The sequence below is a fragment of the Variovorax sp. PBL-H6 genome (assembly GCF_901827155.1).
Classification (GTDB): Bacteria; Pseudomonadota; Gammaproteobacteria; order Burkholderiales; family Burkholderiaceae_C; genus Variovorax.
This window is the reverse complement of the sequence record NZ_LR594659.1, coordinates 3,270,172-3,296,999: the sequence shown is the minus strand read 5'-3', so window position 1 is coordinate 3,296,999 and position 26,828 is coordinate 3,270,172. Positions and strand designations below refer to the sequence as shown.

Sequence of the window (26,828 nt, the reverse complement as noted above, 5' to 3'; positions counted from 1 at the left end):
AAGAGGAGAAGACGTTGGCGAAACGAACCTTTCTCGACTTCGAGCAGCCCGTTGCGGAGCTCGAATCCAAGATCGAAGAGCTGCGCTATGTGCAGACTGAATCGGCGGTCGACATCTCGGAAGAGATCGACCAGCTCAGCAAGAAGAGCCTGCAGCTCACCAAGGAAATCTACAGCGACCTGACGCCCTGGCAAATCACCAAGATAGCCCGGCATCCCGAGCGGCCCTACACGCTGGACTACGTCCACGAGATCTTCACCGACTTTGTCGAGCTTCACGGTGACCGCCACTTCGCGGACGACCTCTCCATTGTCGGCGGCCTCGCGCGCTTCAACGGCACGCCTTGCATGGTGCTGGGCCACCAGAAGGGCCGCGACACCAAGGAGCGCACCGCTCGCAACTTCGGCATGAGCAAGCCCGAGGGCTATCGCAAGGCACTGCGGCTCATGAAGACGGCCGAGAAGTTCAAGCTGCCGGTCTTCACCTTCGTCGACACCCCGGGTGCCTACCCGGGCATCGATGCCGAGGAGCGTGGCCAGTCCGAAGCCATCGGCCGCAACATCTTCGAAATGGCGCAGCTCGAGGTGCCGGTGATCGTCACCATCATCGGCGAGGGCGGCTCCGGTGGCGCGCTTGCCATCTCGGTTGGCGACCAGGTGCTGATGCTTCAGTACTCCGTCTACTCGGTGATCAGCCCCGAAGGCTGTGCCTCCATTCTCTGGAAGACCAGCGACAAGGCCCAGGAAGCGGCGGACGCGCTGGGCATCACCGCGCATCGGCTCAAGGCGCTCGGGCTCGTGGACAAGATCGTCAACGAGCCGGTCGGCGGCGCGCACCGCGACCATCGGCAGATGGCCGCCTTTCTCAAGCGCGCGCTCAACGATGCCTTCCGGCAAGTCGCCGATCTGCGGCCGAAGGAACTGCTCGAACGCCGCTACGATCGGCTGCAGAGCTACGGCCGCTTCGCCGATACCAAGGCCGAGAGCGCCAAGTAGTCCGCGGCCCGCGCGAGGGCCGGCCACGACCGATGGAGAATCCCGCCGCCCTCGCGCTCGCGCCCTGGGCGGTGCCGCTGCCGCTGGGCATCGCCTACAGCGGCGGTGCCGACTCCACCGCCTTGCTGCATGCAGCCGCCGGCCTCTGGCCGGGCCAGGTGCAGGCACTGCACGTGCATCACGGCCTGCAAGCGGCGGCCGACGCTTTCGAAGCGCATTGCCTTGCGACCTGCGAAACCTTGGGCGTGCCCCTGCGCGTGGGCCGCGTCGACGCTCGTCACGCCCCGGGCGAGAGTCCTGAAGATGCGGCGCGGCGGGCGCGCTATGTCACGCTGGCGGCGCTCGCGCGGGCGCACGGGCTGGGGCATGTCGCGCTGGCCCAGCATGCCGACGACCAGGTCGAGACCATGCTCATTGCGCTCGGCCGCGGCGCTGGCCTCGACGGACTGGCCGGCATGCCGCGCCAGATGCAGCGTCATGGCGTGAATTTCCATCGGCCTCTGCTGGACGTGCAGGCGGTCGCGCTGCGCGAATGGATCTCCCGCAGCAGCACCGCCCACATCGACGACCCCACTAACGCCGACCTGCGCTACACGCGCAATCGGATCCGGCTGCAACTGCTGCCGGCGCTCGCCGCGACACTGCCGCAGTTCCGCGAAACGTTTGCGCGCTCCGCCCGCAATGCCGCCAGGGCTTCGCGCCTGCTGGCCGAGGTCGCCGCTGCGGACATGGCGGCCGCAGGCTCGCCGCCCATGCTGGCTGCGTTGCGCACCTTGCCGCGCGAGCGTCTCGCCAACGTGCTTCGCCATTGGCTCAAGCGTGAACATGACGCCGTACCCAGCGAGGCGCAGCTCGAGCAACTGCTCGATCAGATCGCGGCTTGCAGTACCCGCGGCCACCGCATCCGGCTCAAGGTTGCGGACGGTTACGTCCAACGCGAGGGCGACCTCCTGCGTTGGTACAATGCCCGGCCTCCGTCGCAGCCTGCAGCCTTGCGCTGAAACAGATAGCCCAGGCATACGACAGGGCCCCCGGACGCCGGCATTGCGCAGGCATCCGAATCTTTCTCCTTGACTTCACCCATGGCATTGATCGTTCACAAATACGGCGGCACGTCGATGGGCTCGACCGAGCGCATCAGGAATGTCGCCAAGCGCGTTGCCAAGTGGGCTCGCGCCGGCCACCAGATGGTCGTGGTTCCGAGCGCCATGAGCGGCGAGACCAACCGCCTGCTCGGCCTCGCCAAAGAGCTGGCTCCCAGCAAGATCGACGACGACCACAACCGCGAGCTCGACATGCTGGCCGCCACCGGCGAGCAGGCCTCGTCCGCACTGCTGGCCATCGCGCTGCAGGCCGAGGGCGTGCAGGCCGTCAGCTACGCCGGCTGGCAGGTGCAGGTGCGGACCGACAGCGCCTTCACCAAGGCCCGCATCGAGCGCATCGACGACCAACGCGTGCGCGCCGAGCTCGATGCCGGCAAGGTGGTGGTCATCACCGGCTTCCAGGGCGTCGATGACGCCGGCAACATCACGACGCTGGGCCGCGGCGGGAGCGACACCTCGGCTGTCGCGATCGCGGCCGCGATGAAGGCGCACGAGTGCCTCATCTACACCGACGTCGACGGCGTCTACACCACGGACCCGCGCGTCGAGCCGGATGCGCGCCGCCTGACCACGGTGAGCTTCGAGGAAATGCTTGAGATGGCGAGCCTCGGCTCGAAGGTGCTGCAGATCCGCTCGGTCGAGTTCGCCGGCAAATACCAGGTGCCCCTGCGTGTGCTGTCGAGCTTCACGCCTTGGGACATCGACATCAAGGAAGAGGCCCGCTCGGGCACCCTGATCACATTCGAGGAAGATGAAAACATGGAACAAGCCGTCGTATCCGGCATTGCGTTCAACCGCGACGAAGCCAAGATCTCCGTGCTCGGCGTGCCAGACAAGCCGGGCATCGCGTACCACATCCTCGGAGCAGTGGCTGATGCCAACGTCGAGGTCGACGTCATCATCCAGAACCTGAGCAAGGACGGCCGCACCGACTTCAGCTTCACGGTCCATCGCAACGACTACGCCAAGACGGTCGACCTGCTGAAGGAGAAGGTGCTGCCCACGCTGGGTGCGAGCGAGATCGTGGGCGACACCAAGATCTGCAAGGTCAGCATCGTCGGCATCGGCATGCGAAGCCACGTGGGCGTGGCCAGCAAGATGTTCCGGGTGCTGAGCGAAGAGGGCATCAACATCCAGATGATTTCTACCAGCGAGATCAAGACCTCGGTCGTGATCGACGAAAAGTACATGGAACTCGCCGTGAGGGCCCTGCACAAGGCCTTCGATCTCGATCAACCGCCCGCGTAAGCTGGCATAATTGCAGCTTCCTGGAAACGTGACCGAGTGGCCGAAGGTGCTCCCCTGCTAAGGGAGTATGGGGTGTAGAGCCTCATCGAGGGTTCGAATCCCTCCGTTTCCGCCAAGAACAATCCCAGAGCCTCCCTAAGAACCCCGCGCGCTACCCGCCGCGGGGTTTTTTCATTGGGGAAGCCCTCATAATCGCCCCCACGAAACCCCGGCCAGTCTCGCCCTAGCTCACCGCTCGGCATGGTATCGGGGATGGCATCGAGGGGGCCGATACCATGGGTTTGACCGCAAAGGCGGTGGAGGCGGCGAAGCCGCGAGAGAAGGGCTACAAGCTGGCGGACGGGCAGGGCCTTTACCTGTTCGTCACGCCGGCGGGCGGGAAGAGCTGGCGGGCCAACTACACCGAGGCCGGCAAGCAGAAGACCCGGACCCATGGGCGCTGGCCGGACATGGGCCTGGCAGACGCGAGAAAGGCGCACGCAGGCGCCAAGGAAGGGCCCAAGCTCGAGGCCAAGGCGGCGCCCACCTTCGAGGCCGCGGCGCGCGAGTGGCTCAAGATCAAGCTGCCATCGCTGTCCAACACGAAGCACCAGACCCAGGTCGAGAACACGCTGGAGCGCTTCGTCTTCCCCTCGATCGGCAGGCTGCCCATCAACGCGATACCACGAACCACGCTGGTCGACGTGGTACGCAAGGCCCAGGCCGGCGACAAGATCGAGACCGCTCACCGCGTGGCGGGCCGCATCACTGCCGTGTTCGACCACGCGCAGGACGTAGGCCACATCGAGAGCCATGGAGCCGCCGGGCTTACGCGCGTGCTGGTGGCGCGCAAGGTCAAGAAGCCCATGGCCAGCATTCCGTCTTCCGAAGCCGGGGCGCTGCTGCGCGCGATCGACGACTACGACGAGCCGATCACCCGGATTGGCCTCTGGCTGCTGGCGTACACCTTTGTGCGCGTTGGCGAGCTGCGCGGCATGGCTTGGTCGGAGTTCAAGGAAGACGGGGCGGTGTGGGTGGTGCCGGCCGATCGCGTGAAGGGCGACGAGACGAAGGCGCTGCCGCATGTGGTGCCGATGTCGCGCCAGGCGCGCGCCGTGGTCGAGCAGCTCCGGCTGCTGACGGGCGAGAAGGTGCTGGTGCTGGATTCACCCTTGCGCCGAGGGCATCCGCTGTCCGAAAACACCTTCCTCTTCGCCCTGTACCGGCTGGGCTACCGCGGCCGAATGACGGCCCACGGGTTTCGAGCGCTGGCGTCGACCGTGCTCAACGAGCAATCGGGCTTTCCGCACGATGTCATCGAGCGCCAGCTGCAGCACAAGGAAACGGACGCGGTGCGCGCGGCGTACAACCGCGCCCAGTACCTCACGCAGCGGCGTGAGCTGATGCAGTGGTGGGCTGACTGGCTGGAGTCTCAACACAGGCGTGCAAGTCCGCCACGCGCCACCGCGTCATCCCCGCGATCTTGACGGGCTCGGGCAGCTTCTTCTCGCCCACCTTGCGCCAGAAGGTGGACTGGCCCATGGACAGCATCTTCGCAGCCTCGGCGGCCGTCACCAGGATCTTCTGTTCGGTTGTCATCGTGCATCTCCTTCGCCGGTCTCCAGCGACTCGAGGTCGGAATCGAACGGCGCACCGCCGCAGGCCGGCCCGACGAACGCCTGCAGGTGCTCCGCGCAGCCGATGATGGTGCTGGCCCAGGGTTCGAGGTCGGCCAGGCCGCTGTAGCCCACATCGGAGAGCAGCAGGACACGCTCGCCTTGCGCGCTCACCTCGACGCACCAGCCGCGCGCCATCTCGCAGCCAGCTGGGATGTCGAGCGCGACTGCCTGGGGTACTTCCGGCAGCGGCGAGTGCTTAGGCTTGGCGGCCTGCTTGGCGCGGATTTGCTCTACCTTCGTCGAGATGCGGGCGAGCTCGGTCTCGCCGGCCTCGTGCATGTCTAGCCCCTGCGCCAAGCACAGCGCGGCCAGTGTGATCATCACGCCGCCTGCCTCCTGCGCCTTCTCGCCCGCTGGCCGGCCGAACACGTAGTCGACCAGCTGATGCGCTTCGCTTGCCATGCAGTCGCAGGCCTGCACCAGCTCGAGCGCCTCTTCGAAGAAGCGGTGATTCCGTTCCTCGCGGTCGCCGGCGATCATTTCGCCGAAGCAAGCCATCACCCAGGGCTGCAGGCGGGCCTGCAGCGGGACCAGTGGCGCTGGGCGGCAGTATGGGCACTTCGCAGCGTTGTGGTGATTCGTCGGGTCGAAGCCGAGCGCCGCGCAGATCGCAGGCATGTCGGGCTCCGCCCGCTTCTCGGGCGCGTCGGGTGGTGCGGCATGCACGCAGTTCGCCTGGCAGTAGCACGCGCGCTTGGGCACCGGGTCGCCGCAGTTGTCGCACTTCTGCTGAGCAGGCGCAGAGGGGCGTGTGCACGCAGGGCAATCCTTTACGCATTTGACGGGCCCGTTCTCATAGGGCACGCCGTTCTCGTAGCAGTCGATTTCTCCATCGTCCACTATTCCGGTTCCGCCGCAGCGCGAGCATTGGGCTGCGCTTTTGACTTCACCTGAGAGAGCTGCGACCGCGGCCTCATGTGCGCGGTGCCACGTGGTTATGTTCACGTCCCGTGTGCCGTTGGTTCCATAGGGCAGCGGCTTGATCGCAGCGAAGGCTTCCAGCGCCTGGATGGTGGTGCTGTTCATGGCTGTCATACGAAGAGTCCTTGCTGGTTGTCGTAGACCTCCGGCGCTGTGGTGCGCATGTGGCGGTCGTACTCGGAGAAAGGGGCCTTGCGCCAGACGTGGCCGTTGGCCCAGCGAGCAACGTCCTTCAGCTTTCGCTCGGTCCAGTCGAAGCGGACATGCGGGCGCTTCTCCAGCGCGTTGAGCTTGATGTAGGGCTGCACGTGCGGCTCGCCGCCCCATGCGATGACCTCATGAATGCGCTCCATGCAGGCCTCGAACGGCTCATTGCCGATGAGGACATAGACGCGCTTCTTCTTGGCGGGCTCACCCTTGAGCATGTGCATCACGCGCTCGACATCGGTGCGCTCCGGCTGGTCGTCGTAGGCGAAGCGCCATGGGCCTTGATTGACGGCCTTCCAGCGCGCGTACACCGCATCATCGAAGGTGCGCGGCTCGAAGCCCGAATTGGCATCCAGCAGGGGCATGCCCTCCTGCTGGTAGCGGCTGATGATGTGGCGCTGGAAGTCGTCCGGCAGCGCGGAAAGGTTGTTGTCGCACAGCACGGCCCGCACAGGGAAGTCGGGCAGCAGCGTGAACTCTTTCCCCTCCATGGCAGGCACGATGCAGAACCAGCATCCCACCGGGCAGCCGCGGCTCGCGATCGTCGCCTGCGGGTTGTGCCGCGCGATCGCGTCCGGGTACTCGCCGCCCAGCTCGGCTACGTCTTCGAGCTCGTGCTTCATCTTCACGAGGAACAGCGCCGGGCCGCCCGCGCGAACCTTGTAGCCGAGCGCCCGATACCAGAGGGCACGCGAGAAGGCCTTGTCGAGCAGCCATGTGAAGGCGATCGACAAGTAGGCCGTGTCGCCCTCGGTCCACTCCGCGAAGCCACCGCTCCAGGTCATGTGCGTTCCTTCAACGCAGCATCGCGCGCGGTGTTGATCTCGGCCATGCGCTCGGCAGTGCCGCCCTTGTCCGGGTGGTGCTGGCTGGAGAGGCGGCGCCAGGCGGCATCAATGGCCTGGCGGCCGGCGTCTTGCGGTACGCCGAGCACCTCCCACCAGGGCCGCGCCATGCCGGCCACGATCGGCGGCGGCAGCGCGGTGAAGCCGGTGAAGGCAGCCTTCAGCATGTCGCCAGTCCCCCAGCGCGCGACGCCGCGCAGCGCGTCGATGGTCTTGGCTATGGCGTAGATGTTGTCCTCGACACGGTCCCACCGATCGCAGGCGAATGCCATGTCCTGCTTGTCGCGCTTGAAGCAGATCGCGACGCCTGCATCGCGCGGCGCAGCATAGCCAGATCTCGGCAGGCCATCGAGGCGCAGCGGGATGTTGCTGGAGACAATCAGGTCGGTGCCGCGCAGCAGCTTGATCTCGTTCACCAGCAGGTCGCGCGCGGAGGCCAGGCTACGCTTCCTGTCGAAGGCCGAGCGCTCGATCCGCCAGTGGTCAGTGCGCGGCTTGTGCAGCGGCCATGCCAGCGGGAATGCTGTGATGGTCAAAGGTCTCTCCAGGTGATGCAGCCGGCGCTCGAGCAGCGGCCGCTGGTGCGGCCCTCGGCCGACACGTTGAACTTGAGGACGCCGCCGCACCTCGTGCAGGGCATGGAGGCGCGCACGGGCGCCGCGGGGCGGTAGTCAGGGGCAGGGCAGTGCTCGGTGCGCACCGCGGCCATGGCCCGCGCGGTGGCGCTGGCCAGGGCGGAGAAGTGCTTCGTGGTCACAGATCGTCCTCGGGCGGGGGCTGCATGCCATGGCTGCAGTTCTCTCGGCAATCAGCGTAGCCGGGGCCGCCGGGCTGGCCGTAGTCGTGCTCGCCAAACGCCAGATCGACGTAGACGGCCTGAGAACAGAGGTCCCACCCAATGGGGCAAGACCGGCCACCCTCGAAGTGCCAGATCCGCCCACCGTGGAGCCTGCCTTCTTCGCCGGCCAGCTGGCGCGCGCCGTCGATCAGCTGCTCGAGAAGTCCGATGGTCATGACGACCTCCAGGGCAGCAGCTTCGCGTCCTTGGGCACCTTGTGCTTGCCCCGCGCCATCGGGTGCTTCGGGTAGCCGCCGGAGGTCTTGCCGAGGCAGTAGAGCGGCACGCCGTCGGGCAGCGCGCACTCGATCTCCTCGCGCACGTTGTCGAACCAGTCGGAGCATCGGTCGGCCAAGGCGCCCCAGGCCAGCAGCACCGCACCGGCGCGCGCAACCTCCTCGACAATGATCCCGACGTTCTGGTGCAGGCGATCGCGCGCGTACCAGTCCTGCGTCTTGTCCCAGTTCGTCATCTCGGTGGCCGCTGCCGGCGTGGATGAGATCAGCGGGATGCCGTTGACGATCGTCAGGCCGCCGAAGCCGTTGTGGCTGGCAATGTGGCAGAGCAGGGTGCAGGTCTGGTCGTCACGCTCGCCATTGGCGTCGCTCGGGTTGAACATGCACGCGAGGAGGATCGGACGGTCGTCCCAGACCCAGCCGAGGCGCGTGCGGTAGGTGCCGCAGGGGGAGAGCTGGGCAGTGCGCTTCACGACTCGTCTCCCGCGTGCTGCAGCGCCTTCTGCACGTCAGCAGACAGCTGCGGATCCTTGGCCTCGGCGAACAGCACGCTGTAGCTCCAGATGCAGTCGCGGAACACGCGACCGTCCTCGAAATCTTCGAGGCACGACAGGATGCAGGTCGCGATGTCCTTGTCCTCGGTGGTCTCGATCTGGAAGCGCCCGACCGCGCCGCTCACCCGGTAGGGACCCTCCGACCAGTCGCCTCGGGTCTGCGACATGGCCGCGGCGAGGTCGAGCCGCTGGTCGCGCGAGCGCAGCGCCTCCAGCACGTCGGACCAGCTTGATTCGATCGGCAACTCGTATCGCAGCAGCATGGCCGCCAGCTCCATGTCGGCCTTGCGGCGCTCCACCACGGCGGCGGCCTCACGCGCTTGCTTCTCCTTCGCCTGCTTCGCCTCGAGCTCGGCGCGTTCGGCGTAGGCCTGGTAGTCCTTCAGCAGCCGCTCGTAGGTGTGGGTCGCTGACTCGAAGCCGTCCGTGGTCGGGCAGTGCCGGCGAAGCTCGCCCAGGTAGCCGGCATCGTGGCGGATGCTCTTCGGGGAACGTGACCGGGACTTGAGGTCGCGTTCTGAATAGGACACGGGCATGCCGATCTCCGCCATCAGCGCCTCGACGCGCGACCTCACGACCTTGTTGTTCTCGATCGCGGGCCGGTTCGCCTCGTGCATAGCCACGTCCTTCGCGTGAGCCGCCTCCAGCTGCGCCAGCGCGTGCGCCGCAACTCGCGTCGCCGCGGGTTTGTGCGACGAGTAGCCGCTGGTCAGCTGCGAGGCGTAGCTCGACGGGCTGCCCATGCACTTGCTGACGGCGCCGCACTGCTCGACGGGCATGATTTTGGCGGTGTCGTTCATTGGGTGGTGTCCTTCGAAAGCGCGTGCGCAAGGTGCCGCGCGTAGGTAGACACGGCGCGCCAATAGGCGGCCATAGGGCCCTTGCGCCTGCGCCAAGCGCTCTCGGCCTCGTCGTTCGCCTGGTCACGCAGCTGGCGCAGCACGGCCTCGATGCGGCGGCGGTCCTCGGGCGGCAGGTCAAGAAGCGCGCGCCCGGCGGGCAGCTTCAGTAGCGGGTTCAGGTAGCCCATACTTGGACCTTCCCAGAACGAGAGGAGCGAGCGTGAACAAGGGATACACAACCGCTGACTACGTAGCGTTCTCGCTCGTCGTTACGGCCGGAGTAGTAGCGGGCTTCTACATGGCTTTCGGATGGAAGGCCATCGGCGACTTCCTTGCGAGCCAATCGACTGCCGCATGGATTCAGGCCGTTGGGTCGATCGGAGCGATCGTCGCGGCTATTGAAGTTGCTCGTCGGCAGGCTGTACACAGCCGGAACCTGCAGAGGGAGATTTCCAATGATCAGGCCGCAAGATCGCTCAGTGCAGTGGGGGCGCTGGCTGACATGGCTCTGCAAGAGTTTCGAGAAGCCGAGGCTGCTGTCTGCAGTCTCCGGGAGGATGCAAGCCGCTGGCTCACTGACGTCTATACAGATACCTTCTACCGGGAGTTCTGGAAGACGATCGACGCTGTTCCGGTCCACACACTTCCGACCTACGAGAGCGTTGCACACGTCGTTCGGTTTAAGGACATCATCGCGTGCTTGGAATTCAACCTCCAACAGCTGCATTTGAGCCGCCATCCCGAGGCATTGATCAACGAACAACTTCGGCTCAGTCATCTCCAGGACAACTTGCACCAACTCGAGAAGGAACTGACAGGCTTTTTCGGGCACCTGCAACAGGATGGCCTTGCAGTGAAGGGCCGCCTCAGCTACATCCAGCAGATCACCAGTGGCGCGATGAGCAAGCGCTGATCTACGGCGCTTCATGACGGCACCTCGTTCCACTCGCGGTCGTCCAGCAGCCGGCCAGCGGCCTTCCTTCCTGCCCAGTGAACCATGGCCCAGCCGTCAGCTGATGTGGCGCCTGCCGGATAGCCGGCGCGATCAAATCCGCCATCGACAACCCGGCCATCCTGCGCCACCGCAGCGGTGCGGTACCGGCCCTGTCCGAAGTCACCGGAGCCAGGCGCCCACTCGCCAATCTGCTTCAGCATGTAGGCGATGCCATGCGCTTGCGCGAAGTCGCGCGCGACGCGGTGCCAGTCCGGGTGCGATGGCCTGGCCTTGTGGCCGCTCTCGCCTCCGCTGATGAGCTGCTTGAGGAACTCCCAGCCCGTCCAGGACGCGCACTGCGGGGTGGTGAGGTGAAGCGCGACGGATTGTGCCGGCGCAGTGGAAGCAATCGTGGCCGTTGTTATCAAATTATCGGATACTCCCGGGATGCCGATTCGGCACGTAACGCACCGTAACCTAGTGCAAGACTTCCAAATCTCCCAACTCACGCTTCAGTTTAACTATCCGCCTGCGTATCTACTATGGGATCGGGCGGGAGAGTTGACTCGGAAGGTCTCAGTTTTGTGGCCTGGGTGGAAGCTGGAAAAGGCTGAGGCTGGTTCAGTACAGGCTCTTGCCAAGAATGCACGTGTACAGATGGGACTGGATATGTCCTATGTGATCGTCACCGGCCCCAAAGGATTTGGAGCTGCCGAGCAGATAGCCAAGACGATCCAACTATGGACATCAATTCTCGAACTAGAAACGATCGACAAGATTGGAACTAGGGCAATCTTTCAGAAAAAATATGCCGATCGAGAATCCGCGCACAAGGCCTACCTCGCCATGAATCTTGTGAACTGGCCACCTAGAAGGGTGTTTGACTGTGCAGTCGACAGTCCCCTTAACGGAGGGTCGGCGCATCTTCAATTTGAAGACGATCAAGCTTTGACCATTGTTCGAGTAAGCCCTCAACAAGTGGCAATAGAGATTCCTGCGCAAGAGGAATTTCCAGAGATAGAAGGCAAGAAGGTCGTCGATCGAGTAATTGTTGACGTCGATCGTCAAACCAAGAAGCCGATTGACGCGGCTAGGTTTAGTGCGCCCGATTGGTTAAAGGGGTATCAACATCTCCTTAATCGAGACTTGCCAGAAATAGTGGGAAAATAAATGTCAACCTCCCTGAATACTGATGTTGGTCGCGAGTCGACCGTTGTTATGCCGACCGTGAAATCGGGCGCGTCAGTCTCATCTGCTGCAACTTCGTCGCTATGGAAGCAATTTACAGATATATACGATCAAATTGAAACCGCTTCGGCACTGGATCAGACGCCGTCACTAACTGAGCACGCTACAAGCTCAGTGGAGCGCGCAGATCCTCGCACGCTTTATCCGCACTACTACGACCAAACTTTGCCGTCAAATGCATCGTTCGCTATTGAACATTTGAAGCTTGCCATTAAGGACATGGATTCGGCGGTTGAGGCGTACGCCAATGCGCAGATGGGAGAATTGTGGGCTGCGCTTGGTATTGTCGCAGGAAGCCTGAATCGTGCGCACGCATACACTTCTTTTAACGAGGCGCTCGGCGCCGTAGTGAGTTATGCGGCGCAGGCTTTAAACGCACCCCATTACGATACGTTGAATCGAGACTCATTGATGGCGATGCAACGTTGCCTATATGCATTGGTGGAAACTCCGACGATGTCGCTAAGCGACGCCGCAGATTCCGTCGATGATTTGGAGCAGGCGGGCTGGGATGGCAACGACAGGTCTGTGTCGAAATTTGCGCACGATCTGTTGGCGTATTTTGGGCTTGCTTCGCCTGCCATCACAAGTGAATCCGCCGCCGCTAGTGCGCAGTCGGAACTGGAAGTTTGACCGGTTCTTTTATCGATACTACGCTTGTAGTCGCGGCATCAACCGCGGGTAGCGAGTGGAGCGCTAAAGCAGAACAGCATGCGCGAGCGTTCACGCCCTCTCAAATACCGCATTATGCGCTTCGTGAAATGTCGGCAGGTGTTCTTCATATTCTCTGCGCAGCTCACAATCGAGTTAGGCAGGAAAAGGACACAGGGCGCGCCATTACAAGCGTTCTAAATCTGCCACCCATTACAGGCAGAACGAGAGAGGGGCAACTGCGTGCGCTTGCAAAGTCTCTAAGCGAAGCACTAAATTATCCGGGAATATCGACTGAGCCAATGGCATTGGAGGTCCGGCGTAAGATGTGTCACGATCTTTCATTGCAGATTGTTCGTCAATGGAAGCGCGCTAGAAGTCTCCCTGCTACGGCGCTCGTGCAACCCCTTGGTTGCTTTGGTGCGTCTGATCTCACGCTAGACGCCGATGGCTTGATTGAAGGACCGGGTCGCCGCTTTGGCTGTCGTCCGGAAATGCGTTGCGCAGCTGCGGGATATTTGTCTGATAAGCCAGAAGAGCTTGAAAAGATCGTCGCCTTCCTGAGACCCGGGAAGGAGAACAACCCAGTAAAGGACAAGCCGGAGATGGTACGTGCCCGGGCGGCGCTCAAAGAACTCATCCATGCAGGTCCGGCCAAATTTAATAAACGCTATTGCAGAGCGCTGGGAGATTCATATTTTGCAGTCATGTGTCCTCCCGGCAGTAATGTGATAACCACAAACACCAGAGATCATCAGCCACTTTGCGCTGCGCTCGGTAAGCAAGCGATAAATCCCCTCGCGCCGTCATAGCGTCACGGGTGAGCGGCCCCATAACCCGATCGGAGTGACGGCACGCCGGGGACACCTTGAATTCGTTTAACTCGGAAGCGTGCTTCGAAGGAGTAGGTTTAGGGTAGCTTCTGCCCAGTGCCAGCTTTTCCCGTGTGACACGCCTGGGGCCCTTATGAGCGTGTTGGAGGCCGTCGCGGGAAGAGTCACCGAGGCGGTGGATGTGATGGGTGCGGTGCCGGGAGAGCGGTTTAAGGGCAGTCGCGGTCGGCAATTCGAACCCCAGAGTGCCGGCCAGCTCATGGTACGGCGAGGGGTACGGGCGAGCTAAGTCGTTGTGGCGGCTAAGCTTCTGGCTTCCTCCGTTTCCGCCAGGATCCAAAGCCCCGCCAGACGGGGCTTTTTTGCGCCCGCACGCATCACCCGGCGCCACCGTGGCAGATCGCCGCGCGGAAGCGATTCAGGCCTTCGCCGCGGCTGTAGCCGGCTCCGTCAGTGCCATGAGCACGTCCGCATACCAGGCACAGTTGAGCCCGAGCGATTCGTCCTGCAAGAGGTCGCGCGTGCGCATGTCCATGCGCGTGGAGTGCACCCCGAGCAGTTGCCAGGGCAGTTGTGACCGGTCTGCGTTCGGATCCTGGCTGCGCCGCAGTACCGGGGCGCCGCTGCTGCCTCGATGGGTGCGGGCGTCGGTCAGAAAGTAACCCTGCTGCTGGAAGCGCACGCCGAAGGCCGAGGCAATGGATGCGCTTCGCACCACCGGAAGGTGGTGCACCGTGTCATGAAAGCCGAGCGGAAAGCCGATGATGACCAGCGCGTCTCCGACCTCGGCAATGTCACCCGAGGCTTCGAGGTGCTCGGGCCCGAATGCGTGCAGGATGCTCGAAGCAGGCAAGCTGCCGACGTCGATCTCGATGGCGGCCACATCCACGTCGCCGGCGCTGTCGGCCGCCTGGCGCCATTGGCTCAGGCCCTCGCGATAGAGCGGTACCGAAACCGCCGCGTAGCGCGTCAGGTCAAGCGTGTCGGTATGCACCTCGACCTCGATCCGGTCGGGAAAGTGGCTGCTCGTTTCATCGGCAAGTACATGCCGGCTGGTGACCAGGAACAGCCGCCCATCGCGGCGAAAGAAAAAGCCGCTTGCACCAGACAGGGAGCTCGGTCCCAGGAAGGTGCTGACGCGCGTCGTGGTCAGGAGCGCCGCTTCGGTGGCACTGCGTGGTGCCGGCGGGGCGGTTCCTGCGAGCACGGCGCGCAAACGGACAATCTCGCGCTCGAAGGTGGCAAGGACCTGTTCGGAGAGTAAGACGGGCTGCATCACCGCACGCGCGGCCTCGGCATGTGCCTCGAACGAGCGTACCAGTTGTGAGTGGGAGGCGACCGGCATTGCCTCGAGCAGGGCGGGCAGGAGAGCATCGATCGCGATGAGGCTCCCCTTGAGTTCGCAGATGCGCTCGCTGGCATCTTGCAGGTTCTTCATCGCGTGCACCTTCCAAAAAAGAAACGCGGTCAAGCCGCGTTCTCGAGACAGGAGCTGCCGCGAACCCCGCCAGGGTCTGGGCGACGATCAGTTGCAGCAGAAATGTTGGAGGACGGGGCCTCCTTCTTGGCGCTATGCCGGACGGCTCAGTGTACGCCGCAGAGCCGCCCCGCATGCGCTCGCAGGATCAGGCTTCCGCAAGCCGATCGCCCGGCCTCAGCGGCCGGGCCAGCGACCGAACCGCTCATAGATGGCCGACTTGAGCCGCTTGATCTCCATCAGCGCATCGAGCTTCGGTGCTTCCTTGCCCGAAAGGATTGCCGCGACATGGCCGGTGATGTCCCTGGAGGCCTGCGCTTCGCACGCGCAGCGCGCCAGTTCTTTCTGGCGATCATGCGACCCCAGTTGGGCAAAGTCCTGCATCAGCGATTCGCTGACACGCAACGATGCGGCCGCGGCGGCAAGGCTCATCTGGATGGCGGCGCGCACGCGATTGCCGAAGTCGTTCTCCTCTTCGATGCGGGATTCGGCCTCCTGCAGCGCAGGCGGCAAGCAGCCGATGTCGGTCGGGGCAAAGTAGGGAACGGCGGCGGTCAGGTGACTGCGCCCGGCGATGACTTCGTCGATGAGCGCGCGTGCCTTCTCGACGGTCTCAAGGTCCGGTGATTCCATGGCAAGTCCTCCAGGTCGTCAATGTCGTACCCGATGAAGTGTCGTTGTTGCCGAACGGAGCGCCGACGTGCCCGGCGGCATAAATGCATGCGTGCTGTTAAATCCTCGACGCTTGCAGAGAGTGCGTCCGGAATACGAAACCGCCGCGGCGAGCGGTATGGATACTTTTCACTTCGGCTTGGATCGAGCGCACTGCACTTGTCCGGTTCAGGGCGTGATGGACCGCGCGCCAAGCATGCCGCTCGCGATCGACTGCGCGGTGTTGATGGAATCCGTGAGGCCCAGGTGGCCGTGGCCGACTGCCAGCCAGAGGCCCGGCCGGCCGGCGGCCGGGCCGATGACCGGCACCGAGTCGGGCATGCAGGGACGGTGGCCCATCCACTGCTTGGCTTTCAGGCCGTCGAGGTTTGCGAAGGTCTCCCGCGCGATGCGCTCCAGGATCGCGGCGCGACGCGGGTCGGGCGGGCGCTCCAGGCCACCAATCTCCACCGTGCCGCCCACACGCAGACCCTCTTCCATCGGCGTCACGAAGATCTTGCGATCGGCCAGCACCACGGTGCGCGAGACAGTGCCGCGCCCGCCCTGGAACTGCACGTGATAGCCACGCTGGCTCTCCAGCGCCAGGTGCACGCCCAGCGGGTCCAGCAGCCGGCGCGACCAGGCCCCCGCCGCCACCACGACGTGGTCGAAGGAGTTTTCAGCGCCATCGACGGCGCCTGCCGTGGCCAGGCACCAGCGCCCGTCCTCCAGCGGTGCCATCGCGCGCACCTCATCGTGCCGCAGCCGGCCCCCGCGCGCGGTAAAGCCGCGCACCATCGCCTGCACATACCGGAAGGGGTTGACGATGGTTGCGTGGTCGGCAATGAACATCCCGACCCGGTAGCGCTCGCCCACGTGCGGCTCCAGAGCCAGGATGCCGTCGCGGTCCAGTTGCGTGAATGGGTAGCCGTAGTGAAGACGCATGCGCCAGCCGGCCGCGTCCTTGGCCAGGGCGCGCGCGTCGGGATAAAGATGCAGGTGGCCGCGGCGCACGAAGAGCTCGGGCACGCCGAGTTCGCGCGCCAGCGCTTCGTGGCGATCGATGGCGCCCGCGTGCAGCGCCGCCAGCTTGGCGGCCGAGAGCGCGACCCGCGAGGGTTGGGCGGAGGCGACGAAGCGCATCAGCCAGGGCACCGCCTTGGCCAGGTAGGGCAGGGGCAGGTGCAGCGGGCTCTCCTCGTCGAGCAGCATACGGGGCGCAGAGGACAGGATGCCCGGCATGGCCAAGGGCGCGACCGAGCCCGGACTGAGTGCGCCAGAGTTGCCGTAGCTGCAGCCGCGACCGGGCTCGTCGCGGTCGACTAGCGTGACGGTCGCGCCGCGCTTGCGCAATGCCAGCGCGATGCAGCTGCCGACCACGCCGGCACCGATGACGGCGACCCGCAAGTCAGCCGGCCGCATGGAGACCGGCGAGCCGGCGCTTGCCCGAGCCGGTTGGCTGCGATGACCATTCGGCTTGCTGCGCACGCCCAAGGCCCGGCAGGAAAAGAGCCGCGAGCGGGGTGATCGGAGCGGGGTGGCGCGGCATCGGGAGTTTGTCGGACGAAAAGCCGAGAGACACAGGCAAAGGCAAAAGGCGAAATGCCAAGGCAAAGGGCGAAAGGCGAAAACGCGAACGTCGAGAGAGGACTCTACTCGAAGCTCGATGAAGCCGAGGCGATGGCGATGCTGGTGGCCATCAACCGCGAGCTCGCCGAGTTCGGAGCAGGGCGCCCGCCGTTCCTGACTCAGCGGCTGCGCGACTCCTCGAAGGTGTCGAGCAGCGCAATCGAGCGCTCGACCCTGCGCGCGATCTCGTCGTGCAACTGCTTCGGAGCCCGGCTGGTGACCATCAGGAACAGGATGCCGGTGCCGAGAACGGAAAGAAACCCGGTCATCAGCTCTGTAGTGGTCAACACGTCCATTTGAAGGTCCTCAGAGTAGGCGGCAGCGGAGATAGCGGTTACGCAGTCTCTCATTGGCCGCTCAGTGCCTCAATACGCCATTTGGAGGAGAAACGAAGGTGAAAAATGCGGCGTTGTCCTACTTGACCTGCAGCCCATCCATTGATGGGTCCGGTCGTGGCAGGGCGAGCTTCATGTCCCGCAGCGTCTTGACCAGCAGTTCGGCAATCATCAGGTTGCGATGGCGCTTGCTGTCGGACGGGATGACGTGCCATGGCGCGTAGCTGCTGGAGGTGCCACGCAGCGCCTGGTCGTAGGCGCGCTGGTAGGCCGCCCACTTCTTGCGCACGTCCAGGTCGTCGAGCCGGAATTTCCAGCGTTTGCCAGGATCGTCGACCCGCGACTGCAAGCGCTCGCGCTGCGTCTCCTTGCTAATGTGCAGCATGCACTTGACGACCACCGTGCCCGTCTCGACGAGCAGGCGTTCGAAATCCTGGATCTGTGCGTAGCGGCGGATCAGCTCCGCCTTGTCGATCCATCCTTCGACCCAGGGCACCAGCACGTCCTCGTAGTGGCTGCGGTTCCACACCATGATCTCGCCGCCGCGCGGCACATTGGCATGGCAGCGCCATAGGTAGTCGCGGGCGCGCTCGTCCTCGCTCGGGGCCTTGTAGGCCGTCACGCGCACGCCCAGGGGCGAGGTGCGCGAGAACACCCACCGGATGGTCCCGTCCTTGCCGCTGGTGTCCATTCCCTGCAGCACGAGCAGCACCTTGCGCCGCCCCTCGGCATGGAGCAGGTTCTGGAGCTCGTCGAGGTCCCCGGCCAGCCGTTCGAGCCGTTCCAGCTGGTCTTCCTCGTCGCCTTTGAGAAAGGGTGAATCGCCCGGGTTGACGTTCGCGAGCCTGAACTTGTCACTGCTGACCCGGTACTTCTTGAAGTTGCCCATTCGCCATGAGTCCTTGTTGATTGTCGGCAATCGGTCCGAGGGTACGTTCACTCGTCGTCGGGATCCAGCGAGGCACTCCAGCGATTGTCCCAATCCACGTGCCGGGCCTGGTCAAGGTCGCGCCGGTCGCGCTTGGTCGGCCGTCCCTGCACGATGCTGAGCGCTGGCTCGCTGCCCATTCGCCGCTGCTCGCGCGCAGCCGCCTGAGCGGCCAGGCTCTCGGGCGTCTCGTCGTAGAGCTGCTGTGCCACCGGGGCCGGTCCGCGCTGGCCGCTCAGGCCCCGCACCCGCACGATGCGGTCGAGCCCGCCGCCGAGGCGCACTGCAACCAGGTCTCCCGCCTTCACCTCGCGCGAGGCCTTCGCCACCTCGCCGTTGATCTGCACGCGGTTCTTGCCGATTTCGTCGGCGGCCAGGGTGCGCGTCTTGAAGAAGCGCGCGGCCCAGAGCCATTTGTCGATGCGCAGGCGGTCCATGTCTCCGTCTGAGTGGGGGTTTCAGCGATTGTCGCCCGCCAGCGGCAGCTGCACCACGGCATCGAGCCCGTTGCGTTGTCCGCCGATTTCCCGGTTCTCGAGGGCGATGCTTCCGCCCAGCGCGAGCACGATCTCGCGGCAAATGGCCAGCCCCAGCCCTGAGCCGCTGACCATGTCGCCCGCGGCGAAGGGCGCGAACAAGCGCTGGCGCAGCTCGTCCGGAATGCCGGCACCCTGGTCGCTCACGACGAACAAGGCGGCCGCTTCTTCGGCCCGCACGCGCACCACCAGCGCTCCACCGCGCGGGCTGTGCTTGATGGCGTTGTGCAGCAGGTTGCGGGCCAGTTCCTGCAGCATCCAGCGATGTGCGCGCACGAGCACCGAGCCGCCCGAGAGCTCCACGTCCAGCGCCTTGTCGGCCATCAGCGCCGAGAGGTCGAGCGCGACCTGGCGCACCGCCTCGCCCAGGTCCAGCACCTGCCAATCGGGCTGCTGGCGCAACTGCTCGACCTTGGCCAGCGACAGCATCTGGTTGGCCAGCGTGGTGGCGCGCTCCACGGTGTCGCTGATTTCCGCGAGTGCCTCGCCGGTTGGCACGTCGCCACGGCGTGCCGACTGCACCTGGGCCTTGAGCACCGCCAGCGGCGTGCGCAGCTGATGCGCGGTGTCGCGCACGAATCGCTTCTGATGGTCCAGCAATCGCTGCAGCCGCCCCATGACCTCGGTGGTGGCATCGACCAGCGGGCGCAGCTCGCGGGGCGTGTCCGGCGCGTCGATGGGCGAGAAATCGTCGGGCGCGCGCGCTTCGATCAGCTCGCCCAGGTGGCGCACCGGCCGAGTGGCGCGCTGCACCACGAACACGGTCACCCCGGCAATCACGGCCAGCAGCACGAGCTGCCGCCAGAGCATGTCGACCAGAAGCTTGCGAACCAGCGTCTCGCGCAGCTCCAGCGTCTCGGCTACCTGCACCACGGCCATGGCGCGTCCGCGAGCGCTGGCCACCGGCTGCAGGAGCACGGCCATGCGGACCGGCTGCCCGCGAAAGCGATCGTCGTAGAAGTCCACCAGGGCTGCATAGGGCGGCCGGTCCGGCAGCTTGCCGCGCCAGAACGGCAGCTCGGCGAATCCGGAGATCATCTCGCCGCCGAGCGTGGAGACCCGATAGAAGATCTTGCTCTGGTTGTCGGCCTCGAAGGCCTCCAGCGCCGAGTAGGGAACGACGGCGCGCAGCGAGGCCTGCTCGTCGTAGCCCTCGACGTCGAGTTGCTCGCCAATGGTCTTGGCCGAAGCAAGCAGGGTGCGGTCGTAGGCGGTCGTCGCGGCCGCGCGGCTCTGGCGGTACAGGCTCACGCTATTTACCACGATGAACAGCGCAACCGGTACCAGGATGCCCGTGAGCAGCCTGGCGCGCAGCGAGGCGGCGCGCATCACGGTTCTTCGCGCAGCAGGTAGCCCAGGCCACGCAAGGTCATCAGCGCTGTGCCGGTACCTGCGAGCTTCTTGCGCAGGCGATACACCACGACCTCGACTGCCTCGTACTGCACCTCGGTCGCGCCAGGGAAGACCAGGTCGAAGAGGCGTTCCTTGGCCACCGCATGGCCCGGCTTCACCATCAGCGCCTTGAGCAGTGCGAGCTCGCGAGGCGTGAGTTCCAGCACATCGGCGCGGTGGTAAATGGCACCGTTGTCGGGCTCATAACGCAGGCCGCCGACCTGTTGCGGACTGTGAGCGGCGTCGGGCCCGGCGCTCTGATTGCGACGATGCAATGCGCGGATGCGTGCCTCGAGCTCGTCGAGGTCGAAGGGCTTGGGCAGGTAGTCGTCGGCGCCGGTATTGAGGCCGACCACCCGATCGCCCACGGTGCCGCGCGCGGTCAGCAGCAGCACCGGCGTGCGCAGGCCTTGGGCGCGCGCCTGCGCCAACACCTGCAGCCCGTCGAGGTTGGGCAGGCTCAGGTCCAGTGCGACCACGTCGGGCTCGAGCGCGCGCCACTGCGCCAGTGCCTGCGCGCCATCGCCGCACAGGCGCACGTCGATCATGCGACGGCCGAGCGTGCGCTGCAGGGTGGTTTGCATCGAGGGGTCGTCTTCGACTAACAGCAGCTTCATGGCCGGTATTTCGGTGTTTACCCCAGTGTGCAGGACAGCCAACTGACAGCAGGGGCGCGCATCATAGCGGCGTTCCGCCTTTCAGATCCTCCAAGGAGACATGCATGCGTCGAGATACTTTCCTGAAGTCCATGGCCGCACTGGCCGCTACCGGAGCCCTGCCGCTGTCGGCCTGGGCCGCCCCCAACATCAAGATGATGATCCCCGCGAACCCAGGAGGTGGCTGGGACACCACGGGCCGTGCACTCGGCAAGGCCATGACGGACGCCAAGCTGGCCGACACCGTCACCTATGACAACAAGGGCGGGGCTGCCGGCGCTCTGGGCCTGGCGCAGTTCGTCAACGGCTCCAAGGGCGACCCGAACGCGCTGATGGTGATGGGCGCCGTGATGCTCGGCGGCATCATCACCGGCAAGCCGCCGGTGAATCTCTCCCAGGCCACGCCGCTGGCGCGGCTGACCAGCGAGTACAACGTATTCGTGCTGCCGGCGAGCTCGCCCCTGAAGACCATGAAGGACGTGGTCGAGCAGCTCAAGAAAGACCCCGGCAGCGTCAAGTGGGGCGGCGGCTCGCGCGGTTCCACCGAGCACATCGCCGCCGCCATGATCGCGCAGAAGGTCGGCGCCGATCCATCCAAGATCAACTACGTGGCCTTCCGTGGCGGCGGCGAGGCCACTGCCGCCATCCTCGGCGGGAACGTCACCGTGGGCGGCAGCGGCTACAGCGAATTTGCTCCGTATATCGCCGACGGCAAGATGCGCGCCATTGCCGTCACCTCGGCGCAGCGGCTGCCCGGGATCAACGTGCCCACGCTCAAGGAGCAGGGCATCGACGTCGAGATCGGCAACTGGCGCGGCGTGTACGGTGCCCCGGGCATCACTCCCGAGCAGCGCAAAGCCCTGACAGACCTGGTCCTGGCCGCGCTCAAGACCCCCTTCTGGAACGAGGCGATGAAGAAGAACGACTGGACCCCGGCCGTCCTGTCGGGAGATCCCTTCGCCAAGTTCGTGGACGAGGAGTTCGCGAGCCTGCGCGCGACCATGCACAAGTCCGGCATGGTCTGACGCGCTTCACGCGCGTGCGGGAGCTGCGTGGCCGCGCTCCCCCTTTTTCCTTCGATCACACGCGAGGTCCAGAACAATGTCCAACATCGACCCCACTTCAAGTGGGCACGTGCCGCTCGAACGCGATTCATCCCCGACGGCGCTCTGGCCGCAGACCCTCGTCGGCGCCGGTGTTCTCCTCGTCGGCCTGGCCCTCGCCTATGGCGCAATCGGCATTTCATCGGAAGCAGGCTATGGCGGCGTCGGCCCCAACTTCCTGCCCTGGCTCGTGTCGGTAGCACTCACCCTCTGCGGCGCATGGATCATCTGGGAATCTCGCACTGGTGGCTTCCGGGACATGGAGGCGCCCGACGACGGGCCTGCGTACTGGAGCGGCCTGGCCTGGGTCTCGGCCGGCCTCTTGCTCAACGCGGCGCTGATCACCACCATCGGCTTCATCCTGAGCTGCACGCTGTGCTACCTGCTCGCGGTGCAGGGGCTGCGGCGCTCGAAGGGGCAGGCTGGCATCAATTCGCCCCGCACGTGGCTCATCGACATCGTCACAGGCCTGTTGATCGCGACGCCGGTCTACTGGATGTTCACCAAGTTCCTGGCCATCAACCTGCCAGGCCTGACTGCGACGGGCTGGATCTGACATGGACATTTTCAACGCATTGATGCAGGGCTTCGCGGCCGCGATCACGCCTGCGAACCTGCTCTGGTGCCTCGTGGGTTGCGCCCTCGGCACGGCCGTTGGCGTACTGCCCGGCATCGGTCCCGCGGTGGCTGTCGCCATGCTGCTGCCGATCACCGGCAAGGTCGACATCACCGCCTCGATGATCTTCTTCTCGGGCATCTACTACGGCGCCATGTATGGCGGGTCGACCACCTCCATTCTGCTGAATACGCCGGGCGAGACCGCCAGCATGGTGACGGCGATGGAAGGCAACAAGATGGCCAAGAACGGCCGGGCCGGGGCCGCGCTGGCGACCGCCGCGATAGGCTCCTTCTTCGCCGGGACCATTGCCACGGTGATCGTCACGTTGTTCGCGCCCTACGTGGCCGAATTCGCCGTCAAGCTGGGACCGCCGGAGTACTTCCTCCTGATGGTGCTGGCCTTCACCACCGTGAGCGCGGTGCTGGGCAAGAGCACGCTGCGCGGGATCACTGCACTGTTCATCGGCCTGGCTGCGGGCTGCATCGGCCTCGACCAGATCTCCGGCCAGGGCCGCTACACCGGCGGCATCCCCGAGTTGCTGGACGGCATCGAGATCGTGCTCGTCGCGGTCGGCCTGTTCGCGGTGGCGGAGGTGCTCTACGCGGTACTCTACGAAGGACGTACCGTCGAGACGCAGAACACGCTCAGCCGCGTGCACATGACGGCTCGCGACTGGAAGCGCTCCATTCCGGCGTGGTTGCGCGGCACCGCCATCGGCACGCCTTTCGGCTGCATCCCGGCCGGCGGTACCGAGATCCCGACTTTCCTGAGCTACGCCGCCGAGAAGAAGCTCGTGAAGGACCCGCAGGACAAGGCCGAGTTCGGCACCAAAGGCGCGATCGAAGGGGTTGCCGGGCCCGAGGCCGCCAACAACGCCACCGTAACCGCCGCGCTGATCCCGCTGCTCACGCTCGGCATCCCGACCTCCAACACCACGGCCATCCTGCTGGGCGCCTTCCAGAACTACGGCATTCAGCCGGGGCCCCAGCTCTTCACCACCTCCGCTGCGCTGGTCTGGGCGCTGATCGCCTCGCTCTACATCGGCAACGTGATGCTGCTGGTGCTCAACCTGCCGATGGTGGGCCTGTGGGTCAAGCTGCTCAAGATCCCCAAGCCGCAGCTCTACGCGGGCATCCTGATCTTCGCCACTGTTGGCGCCTACGGCATGCGCCAGAGCTCTTTCGACCTGGTGCTGCTCTACGTGATCGGCTTGCTGGGCGTGGTGATGCGCCGCTTTGACTTCCCGACCGCGCCGGTGGTGGTCGGCATGATTCTTGGCCCCCTGGCCGAGGCGCAGCTACGCAACGCGATGTCGATCGGCGAGGGCAGTGCGGTGGTGTTCTTCCAGAGGCCGATGTCGCTCGCGCTGATCTTGGTCGTCGTAGCGGTCCTGGTACTGCCGCGCGCGGCCAAGTACATGAGCGATCGCAGGCAGCTGCGCGCCGCGGCCGGCTAGGGGGCCGGCCGCGGCGCGCAGCCTTGGCCTACTCGTCGGCGGGCGTCGCCGTCGCCTGCGCGGTGGTGGCGAACGCGCCAGAGCCCTGGATACGCGCGACTTCCGCGGTGAATTCTGGTCCATGGCGCAGCCGCTGGTAGATCGCCACCTGCGCGCGGTAGTGCCCGTGCGCGGGATCGAAGTCGTCGCGATAAGCGCTCTGGCCGAGGCCGGAGCGCAGCCACAGGTTCAGGTCGGCCACCGCCTCCGCGCGGCTCAATCCGCCAGGCTGCGCGTCAGGCGGCCCGACGCGGAACTCCTGCGGCGTTCTCGCTTCGGCGGGCGCCGTGGCGACGTAGTCGGCCACCACGGCCGAGCGGCTCAGGAAGCTGGCCGACGGAATCGGCGACCCAACCCATTGCTCCGGAGGAACGGTCTGCGCAGATACGGCACCAGCGAACGTGACAGCAAAAATTACAAGAACTTTTGTATTCATGATGAAATCTCCTCTGCGGGGTGTGTGGGTGCGGAAATCGCATCCATCACGGTCCTTACTGTGAGGGGCCACCATCCCGGGCGCTGTGCTTTAGCGCACAGGTTTTGCAAAGAGGCTGTCGTTGCGGAGTCCTTGCCATGCTGCCTGATCGCTCCAGCCTGGGCCTTCAGCACATCGTGCTGCTGCACGGCCTGTCTCGCGAGCGGCTGGAGCAGATCGCCGCGCAATGCCAGTGGCACAGCCTGCCCGCGGGCAAGCCGCTGCTGCTGCGTTCCGAACGCAAAACCAATATCTTCTTCCTGGTATCCGGCCGGCTGCGGGTGACGATCTACGCGGCCAGCGGGCGGCAGGTCACCTTCCGCGATTCGCTCGAGGGCGAGCATTTCGGCGACATGGCGGCTATCGACGGCCAGCCGCGCTCGGCAGACGTCGTGACGCTCACGCCAAGCGTGGTCGCCAGCCTCGATCGCGCAGCCTTCCTCGCGCTGCTGCGCGACGAGCCAGTGGTCGCCGAGCGCGTCATGCGCAGCCTCACCGCGCTCGTGCGCCAGCTGTCCGAGCGCGTGATCGACCTCAGCACGCTCGGCGTACAGAACCGTGTCCACGCGGAGCTGCTGCGCCTGGCGCAGGCGGCAGGCATCGAGGGCAACCGCGCGCGGTTGGAGCCGGCGCCAACCCATGCCGAGCTAGCCAGCCAGATCAGCACCAACCGCGAGCAGGTGACGCGCGAGCTCAATGCCCTGCGGCGCGACGGCCTGTTGGCCAAGGACGGCCGGGCGCTACTGCTGACGGACGCGCAACGGCTCGTGCGGATGGTGGAGGAGGTGCGTGGTGCGTAGGTGTCATGGCATCGAGACGAGGCCCACTCTTTCCGACAAGACCTCCTCAATGGAGGGGATCGGCGACATCGCAGTAAGCGCCTCTGCCGTTTTTTGTCTTGCTGACGCGAATACTTTGTAGCTAGACTCGGCGCGCGGAACAGAGTCGTCGTGTCGACAGGACGGCTCAGTACTTATCTGGACGGGGGGGTGGTCATGCGTCATCGCCAAGGACAAGTTCATGGTTCAGCGCCCCCGACTCATCCGCACTGCAGTGCGAAGCTCCGGACTTGTTGCCCTGATTGGTCTGGGTCTTTCGGAACCCACCGGGGCCACTGGCTTCTTCGTGAACCAGCAAAGCGTGAGGGGGCTCGGGCGTGTCGGTGCAGGCAGTGCCGCCGCAGGTGACGACCTGGGGACCATCTATTTCAATCCGGCGGGCCTCACGGCGATCTGGGCAGATGCCGGCGACTCGCGGACCCAGATCTCGATCGGCGCACATTTGATCATTCCGCGCAGCGACTTGCACAATCGCGGCTCGACTGCTTCGACGCCCGGAACGCTGGGCGCAGTGCTTCCCTATTTCGGCAGCGACGCCAGCAATCCGACCAATCCGACACCCATACCCAACCTCTATTGGGCGCACAGATTGACGCAGGAGGCGGTGGTCGGCTTCGGAGTGAACTTCCCCTTCGGACTGGACGCGACCTACAACAAGAACTGGTTCGGTCGCTACGATGCCATCGAAGCGTCCTTGCGCACGATCAACCTGAGCGTCGTAGGAGCGTACAAGTTCCAATCGGGCATATCGGTCGGCGGCGGGCTGGACTTTCAATACGCGAGTACCAAGTTGGTTTCGGCCATACCGAATCCATTGACGCCCGGCGGTCCCATACCCGCGACGGACGGACGCGCAGAGACAACGGGGAAGGATTGGACGCCGGGATTCAACCTGGGCGTCCTGATTCCCCTGTCCGACGACACACGCGTTGGCCTCCACTATCGATCGGCCATGAAGCACACCGTCGACGGCTCGACGCTTGTCACCGGGCTGACCGGTCCATTGGTGCTGTTCAACGGGAGGGTCGGCGCCAGCGCGAAACTCGACTTGCCGGCCATGGCCTCGCTGGGACTGACCCACGAGCTGAGCAAGGAACTACGGCTTCTGGCTGGCATCGACTGGTATGACTGGAGCCGGTTTCGGGAGGTACGCATCAGGTTCTCCAACGGCAATCCGGACGTGGTCCGACCGGCGAACTACCGCGACGCATTCGCTTTTGCCTTCGGCGCCGAGTACCGCTCCTCGAGCAAGCTGACAACCCGCGCGGGCATCCGCTTCGACCAGACTCCCACGGTGAACGGCTATCGCGACAGCACCGTTCCTGATTCCAACCGGTTGTGGCTGGGCATCGGGGCGACCTACCGAACCAGCGAAAAATCCTGGTGGGATTTCGCCTTCAACCATGTGTTCTTCCGCTCCACGGACATCACGCCGGTACGCGGCTTCTTCGAAGGCTCTCCCGCGGCTTCAACCATCGGGATCAACGGCCGCGTGAAGTCGGTGGTCAACACGCTTTCCGTCGGGTATCGCCATGCTTTCTGACGCGACCTGGTTCGTCGTGCCGCCGTCCAATTGAAGG

At 65.0% G+C, this 26,828-nt stretch carries 31 protein-coding genes and 1 tRNA gene; 14 read left to right on the top strand and 18 right to left on the bottom strand.

Features of this window, described 5'->3' with window-relative positions; all coding sequences use genetic code 11:
- The first annotated feature begins 14 nt into the window (after positions 1-14).
- The 5 genes from G3W89_RS15460 to G3W89_RS15440 all read left to right on the top strand — a co-directional run bounded on the left by G3W89_RS15460 (position 15) and on the right by G3W89_RS15440 (position 4,812).
- Positions 15-995: an acetyl-CoA carboxylase carboxyltransferase subunit alpha gene (locus G3W89_RS15460; protein ID WP_162575016.1), complete on the top strand. Its 981-nt coding sequence runs from the start codon at positions 15-17 to the stop codon at positions 993-995.
- A 32-nt stretch (positions 996-1,027) separates the two neighbouring features.
- Positions 1,028-1,996 (top strand): tRNA lysidine(34) synthetase TilS, encoded by a 969-nt coding sequence (tilS, locus tag G3W89_RS15455; RefSeq protein WP_162575015.1) that lies wholly within the window; start codon positions 1,028-1,030, stop codon positions 1,994-1,996.
- Positions 1,997-2,077: 81 nt separating this feature from the next.
- Positions 2,078-3,346 carry an aspartate kinase gene (locus G3W89_RS15450; RefSeq protein ID WP_162575014.1) on the top strand — a complete coding sequence of 423 codons (1,269 nt, stop codon included), beginning with the start codon at positions 2,078-2,080 and terminating at the stop codon, positions 3,344-3,346.
- 22 nt (positions 3,347-3,368) lie between these two features.
- Positions 3,369-3,461 (top strand) — tRNA-Ser (locus G3W89_RS15445).
- A gap of 160 nt (positions 3,462-3,621) precedes the next feature.
- Entirely contained in the window at positions 3,622-4,812 is a 1,191-nt protein-coding gene (locus G3W89_RS15440; protein WP_162575013.1) for a tyrosine-type recombinase/integrase, read from the top strand.
- Positions 4,813-4,920: 108 nt separating this feature from the next.
- On the opposite strand, the gene G3W89_RS33090 is transcribed toward G3W89_RS15440, so the two are convergent.
- From G3W89_RS33090 to G3W89_RS15400, 8 genes are read right to left on the bottom strand one after another with little or no spacing between them, the layout of a single operon-like run.
- On the bottom strand, positions 4,921-6,039 hold the full coding sequence (locus tag G3W89_RS33090; protein ID WP_197893620.1) for a hypothetical protein: 1,119 nt from the start codon (positions 6,037-6,039) through the stop codon (positions 4,921-4,923).
- A complete protein-coding gene (locus G3W89_RS15430) occupies positions 6,036-6,917 on the bottom strand; it encodes a hypothetical protein (RefSeq protein ID WP_162575012.1) in 882 nt (293 codons plus the stop codon). Before G3W89_RS15430 ends, G3W89_RS33090 begins: the two co-directional genes overlap by 4 nt.
- On the bottom strand, positions 6,914-7,513 hold the full coding sequence (locus G3W89_RS15425) for a J domain-containing protein (protein WP_162575011.1): 600 nt from the start codon (positions 7,511-7,513) through the stop codon (positions 6,914-6,916). Before G3W89_RS15425 ends, G3W89_RS15430 begins: the two co-directional genes overlap by 4 nt.
- Positions 7,510-7,734, bottom strand: a complete 225-nt coding sequence (locus G3W89_RS15420) for a hypothetical protein (protein WP_162575010.1) — start codon at positions 7,732-7,734, stop codon at positions 7,510-7,512. Before G3W89_RS15420 ends, G3W89_RS15425 begins: the two co-directional genes overlap by 4 nt.
- Positions 7,731-7,991, bottom strand: coding sequence for a hypothetical protein (locus G3W89_RS15415; RefSeq protein ID WP_162575009.1), 261 nt, complete (start codon positions 7,989-7,991; stop codon positions 7,731-7,733). The genes G3W89_RS15420 and G3W89_RS15415 overlap by 4 nt, the downstream gene beginning before the upstream one ends.
- The gene (locus G3W89_RS15410) at positions 7,988-8,524 is read right to left on the bottom strand and encodes a DUF1643 domain-containing protein (protein ID WP_162575008.1); all 537 of its coding nucleotides are present in this window, start codon (positions 8,522-8,524) and stop codon (positions 7,988-7,990) included. The genes G3W89_RS15415 and G3W89_RS15410 overlap by 4 nt, the downstream gene beginning before the upstream one ends.
- Positions 8,521-9,405: a DUF1631 domain-containing protein gene (locus tag G3W89_RS15405; protein ID WP_162575007.1), complete on the bottom strand. Its 885-nt coding sequence runs from the start codon at positions 9,403-9,405 to the stop codon at positions 8,521-8,523. The genes G3W89_RS15410 and G3W89_RS15405 overlap by 4 nt, the downstream gene beginning before the upstream one ends.
- Positions 9,402-9,635 (bottom strand): hypothetical protein, encoded by a 234-nt coding sequence (locus G3W89_RS15400; protein WP_162575006.1) that lies wholly within the window; start codon positions 9,633-9,635, stop codon positions 9,402-9,404. Before G3W89_RS15400 ends, G3W89_RS15405 begins: the two co-directional genes overlap by 4 nt.
- Positions 9,636-9,667: 32 nt before the next feature.
- On the opposite strand from G3W89_RS15400, the gene G3W89_RS15395 reads away from it, so the two are divergent.
- Entirely contained in the window at positions 9,668-10,360 is a 693-nt protein-coding gene (locus tag G3W89_RS15395; RefSeq protein WP_162575005.1) for a hypothetical protein, read from the top strand.
- Between the two features lie 11 nt (positions 10,361-10,371).
- Here the strand turns inward: G3W89_RS15395 and G3W89_RS15390 are convergent, their stop codons facing one another.
- Positions 10,372-10,809, bottom strand: a complete 438-nt coding sequence (locus tag G3W89_RS15390) for a DUF5131 family protein (RefSeq protein WP_232076554.1) — start codon at positions 10,807-10,809, stop codon at positions 10,372-10,374.
- Between G3W89_RS15390 and G3W89_RS15385 the strand changes: the two genes are divergently transcribed.
- From G3W89_RS15385 to G3W89_RS15375, 3 genes are read left to right on the top strand one after another with little or no spacing between them, the layout of a single operon-like run.
- Positions 10,793-11,551 (top strand): hypothetical protein, encoded by a 759-nt coding sequence (locus G3W89_RS15385; RefSeq protein ID WP_162572181.1) that lies wholly within the window; start codon positions 10,793-10,795, stop codon positions 11,549-11,551. The genes G3W89_RS15390 and G3W89_RS15385 overlap by 17 nt on opposite strands.
- Positions 11,552-12,262, top strand: coding sequence for a hypothetical protein (locus G3W89_RS15380; protein ID WP_162575003.1), 711 nt, complete (start codon positions 11,552-11,554; stop codon positions 12,260-12,262). It begins immediately after the preceding gene.
- Positions 12,259-13,092, top strand: coding sequence for a hypothetical protein (locus G3W89_RS15375; RefSeq protein WP_162575002.1), 834 nt, complete (start codon positions 12,259-12,261; stop codon positions 13,090-13,092). Before G3W89_RS15380 ends, G3W89_RS15375 begins: the two co-directional genes overlap by 4 nt.
- A 439-nt stretch (positions 13,093-13,531) precedes the next feature.
- Here the strand turns inward: G3W89_RS15375 and G3W89_RS15370 are convergent, their stop codons facing one another.
- From G3W89_RS15370 to G3W89_RS15335, 8 genes are all read right to left on the bottom strand, one after another.
- Positions 13,532-14,551, bottom strand: coding sequence for a S1 family peptidase (locus G3W89_RS15370; RefSeq protein WP_162575001.1), 1,020 nt, complete (start codon positions 14,549-14,551; stop codon positions 13,532-13,534).
- A gap of 216 nt (positions 14,552-14,767) precedes the next feature.
- Positions 14,768-15,223 carry a hypothetical protein gene (locus G3W89_RS15365; RefSeq protein ID WP_162575000.1) on the bottom strand — a complete coding sequence of 152 codons (456 nt, stop codon included), beginning with the start codon at positions 15,221-15,223 and terminating at the stop codon, positions 14,768-14,770.
- A gap of 207 nt (positions 15,224-15,430) precedes the next feature.
- Positions 15,431-16,663, bottom strand: a complete 1,233-nt coding sequence (locus G3W89_RS15360) for an NAD(P)/FAD-dependent oxidoreductase (RefSeq protein WP_162574999.1) — start codon at positions 16,661-16,663, stop codon at positions 15,431-15,433.
- A 326-nt stretch (positions 16,664-16,989) separates the two neighbouring features.
- On the bottom strand, positions 16,990-17,166 hold the full coding sequence (locus tag G3W89_RS15355; protein WP_162574998.1) for a hypothetical protein: 177 nt from the start codon (positions 17,164-17,166) through the stop codon (positions 16,990-16,992).
- 118 nt (positions 17,167-17,284) lie between these two features.
- Positions 17,285-18,094 (bottom strand): PPK2 family polyphosphate kinase, encoded by an 810-nt coding sequence (locus G3W89_RS15350; RefSeq protein ID WP_162574997.1) that lies wholly within the window; start codon positions 18,092-18,094, stop codon positions 17,285-17,287.
- Positions 18,095-18,141: 47 nt separating this feature from the next.
- On the bottom strand, positions 18,142-18,570 hold the full coding sequence (locus tag G3W89_RS15345) for an RNA-binding S4 domain-containing protein (protein WP_162574996.1): 429 nt from the start codon (positions 18,568-18,570) through the stop codon (positions 18,142-18,144).
- Positions 18,571-18,591: 21 nt separating this feature from the next.
- Complete coding sequence (locus tag G3W89_RS15340; RefSeq protein ID WP_162574995.1) at positions 18,592-20,001, bottom strand: sensor histidine kinase; 1,410 nt, start codon at positions 19,999-20,001, stop codon at positions 18,592-18,594.
- A complete protein-coding gene (locus tag G3W89_RS15335; protein WP_162574994.1) occupies positions 19,998-20,678 on the bottom strand; it encodes a response regulator transcription factor in 681 nt (226 codons plus the stop codon). Before G3W89_RS15335 ends, G3W89_RS15340 begins: the two co-directional genes overlap by 4 nt.
- A 104-nt stretch (positions 20,679-20,782) precedes the next feature.
- Here G3W89_RS15335 and G3W89_RS15330 point away from each other — a divergent pair, with 104 nt between their 5' ends.
- From G3W89_RS15330 to G3W89_RS15320, 3 genes are all read left to right on the top strand, one after another.
- On the top strand, positions 20,783-21,742 hold the full coding sequence (locus G3W89_RS15330) for a Bug family tripartite tricarboxylate transporter substrate binding protein (protein ID WP_162574993.1): 960 nt from the start codon (positions 20,783-20,785) through the stop codon (positions 21,740-21,742).
- 76 nt (positions 21,743-21,818) lie between these two features.
- Positions 21,819-22,376, top strand: coding sequence for a tripartite tricarboxylate transporter TctB family protein (locus G3W89_RS15325; protein ID WP_162574992.1), 558 nt, complete (start codon positions 21,819-21,821; stop codon positions 22,374-22,376).
- Between the two features lies 1 nt (position 22,377).
- Entirely contained in the window at positions 22,378-23,895 is a 1,518-nt protein-coding gene (locus G3W89_RS15320; RefSeq protein WP_162574991.1) for a tripartite tricarboxylate transporter permease, read from the top strand.
- A gap of 28 nt (positions 23,896-23,923) precedes the next feature.
- Here the strand turns inward: G3W89_RS15320 and G3W89_RS15315 are convergent, their stop codons facing one another.
- Positions 23,924-24,370 carry a hypothetical protein gene (locus G3W89_RS15315; RefSeq protein WP_162574990.1) on the bottom strand — a complete coding sequence of 149 codons (447 nt, stop codon included), beginning with the start codon at positions 24,368-24,370 and terminating at the stop codon, positions 23,924-23,926.
- Between the two features lie 137 nt (positions 24,371-24,507).
- On the opposite strand from G3W89_RS15315, the gene G3W89_RS15310 reads away from it, so the two are divergent.
- Positions 24,508-25,209, top strand: coding sequence for a Crp/Fnr family transcriptional regulator (locus G3W89_RS15310; RefSeq protein ID WP_162574989.1), 702 nt, complete (start codon positions 24,508-24,510; stop codon positions 25,207-25,209).
- Positions 25,210-25,429: 220 nt separating this feature from the next.
- Positions 25,430-26,791 (top strand): OmpP1/FadL family transporter, encoded by a 1,362-nt coding sequence (locus G3W89_RS15305; RefSeq protein ID WP_162574988.1) that lies wholly within the window; start codon positions 25,430-25,432, stop codon positions 26,789-26,791.
- Positions 26,792-26,828 lie beyond the last annotated feature (37 nt).

Bases quoted from the DNA above. Each gene is read 5' to 3' on its own strand.
- tilS (WP_162575015.1), top strand. From the start codon at position 1,028: ATGGAGAATCCCGCCGCCCTCGCGCTCGCGCCCTGGGCGGTGCCGCTG.
- G3W89_RS15450 (WP_162575014.1), top strand. From the start codon at position 2,078: ATGGCATTGATCGTTCACAAATACGGCGGCACGTCGATGGGCTCGACC.
- G3W89_RS15440 (WP_162575013.1), top strand. From the start codon at position 3,622: ATGGGTTTGACCGCAAAGGCGGTGGAGGCGGCGAAGCCGCGAGAGAAG.
- G3W89_RS33090 (WP_197893620.1), bottom strand. From the start codon at position 6,039: ATGACAGCCATGAACAGCACCACCATCCAGGCGCTGGAAGCCTTCGCT.
- G3W89_RS15430 (WP_162575012.1), bottom strand. From the start codon at position 6,917: ATGACCTGGAGCGGTGGCTTCGCGGAGTGGACCGAGGGCGACACGGCC.
- G3W89_RS15415 (WP_162575009.1), bottom strand. From the start codon at position 7,991: ATGACCATCGGACTTCTCGAGCAGCTGATCGACGGCGCGCGCCAGCTG.
- G3W89_RS15405 (WP_162575007.1), bottom strand. From the start codon at position 9,405: ATGAACGACACCGCCAAAATCATGCCCGTCGAGCAGTGCGGCGCCGTC.
- G3W89_RS15400 (WP_162575006.1), bottom strand. From the start codon at position 9,635: ATGGGCTACCTGAACCCGCTACTGAAGCTGCCCGCCGGGCGCGCGCTT.
- G3W89_RS15380 (WP_162575003.1), top strand. From the start codon at position 11,552: ATGTCAACCTCCCTGAATACTGATGTTGGTCGCGAGTCGACCGTTGTT.
- G3W89_RS15370 (WP_162575001.1), bottom strand. From the start codon at position 14,551: ATGAAGAACCTGCAAGATGCCAGCGAGCGCATCTGCGAACTCAAGGGG.
- G3W89_RS15365 (WP_162575000.1), bottom strand. From the start codon at position 15,223: ATGGAATCACCGGACCTTGAGACCGTCGAGAAGGCACGCGCGCTCATC.
- G3W89_RS15360 (WP_162574999.1), bottom strand. From the start codon at position 16,663: ATGCGGCCGGCTGACTTGCGGGTCGCCGTCATCGGTGCCGGCGTGGTC.
- G3W89_RS15355 (WP_162574998.1), bottom strand. From the start codon at position 17,166: ATGGACGTGTTGACCACTACAGAGCTGATGACCGGGTTTCTTTCCGTT.
- G3W89_RS15350 (WP_162574997.1), bottom strand. From the start codon at position 18,094: ATGGGCAACTTCAAGAAGTACCGGGTCAGCAGTGACAAGTTCAGGCTC.
- G3W89_RS15345 (WP_162574996.1), bottom strand. From the start codon at position 18,570: ATGGACCGCCTGCGCATCGACAAATGGCTCTGGGCCGCGCGCTTCTTC.
- G3W89_RS15335 (WP_162574994.1), bottom strand. From the start codon at position 20,678: ATGAAGCTGCTGTTAGTCGAAGACGACCCCTCGATGCAAACCACCCTG.
- G3W89_RS15330 (WP_162574993.1), top strand. From the start codon at position 20,783: ATGCGTCGAGATACTTTCCTGAAGTCCATGGCCGCACTGGCCGCTACC.
- G3W89_RS15325 (WP_162574992.1), top strand. From the start codon at position 21,819: ATGTCCAACATCGACCCCACTTCAAGTGGGCACGTGCCGCTCGAACGC.
- G3W89_RS15320 (WP_162574991.1), top strand. From the start codon at position 22,378: ATGGACATTTTCAACGCATTGATGCAGGGCTTCGCGGCCGCGATCACG.
- G3W89_RS15315 (WP_162574990.1), bottom strand. From the start codon at position 24,370: ATGAATACAAAAGTTCTTGTAATTTTTGCTGTCACGTTCGCTGGTGCC.
- G3W89_RS15310 (WP_162574989.1), top strand. From the start codon at position 24,508: ATGCTGCCTGATCGCTCCAGCCTGGGCCTTCAGCACATCGTGCTGCTG.
- G3W89_RS15305 (WP_162574988.1), top strand. From the start codon at position 25,430: ATGGTTCAGCGCCCCCGACTCATCCGCACTGCAGTGCGAAGCTCCGGA.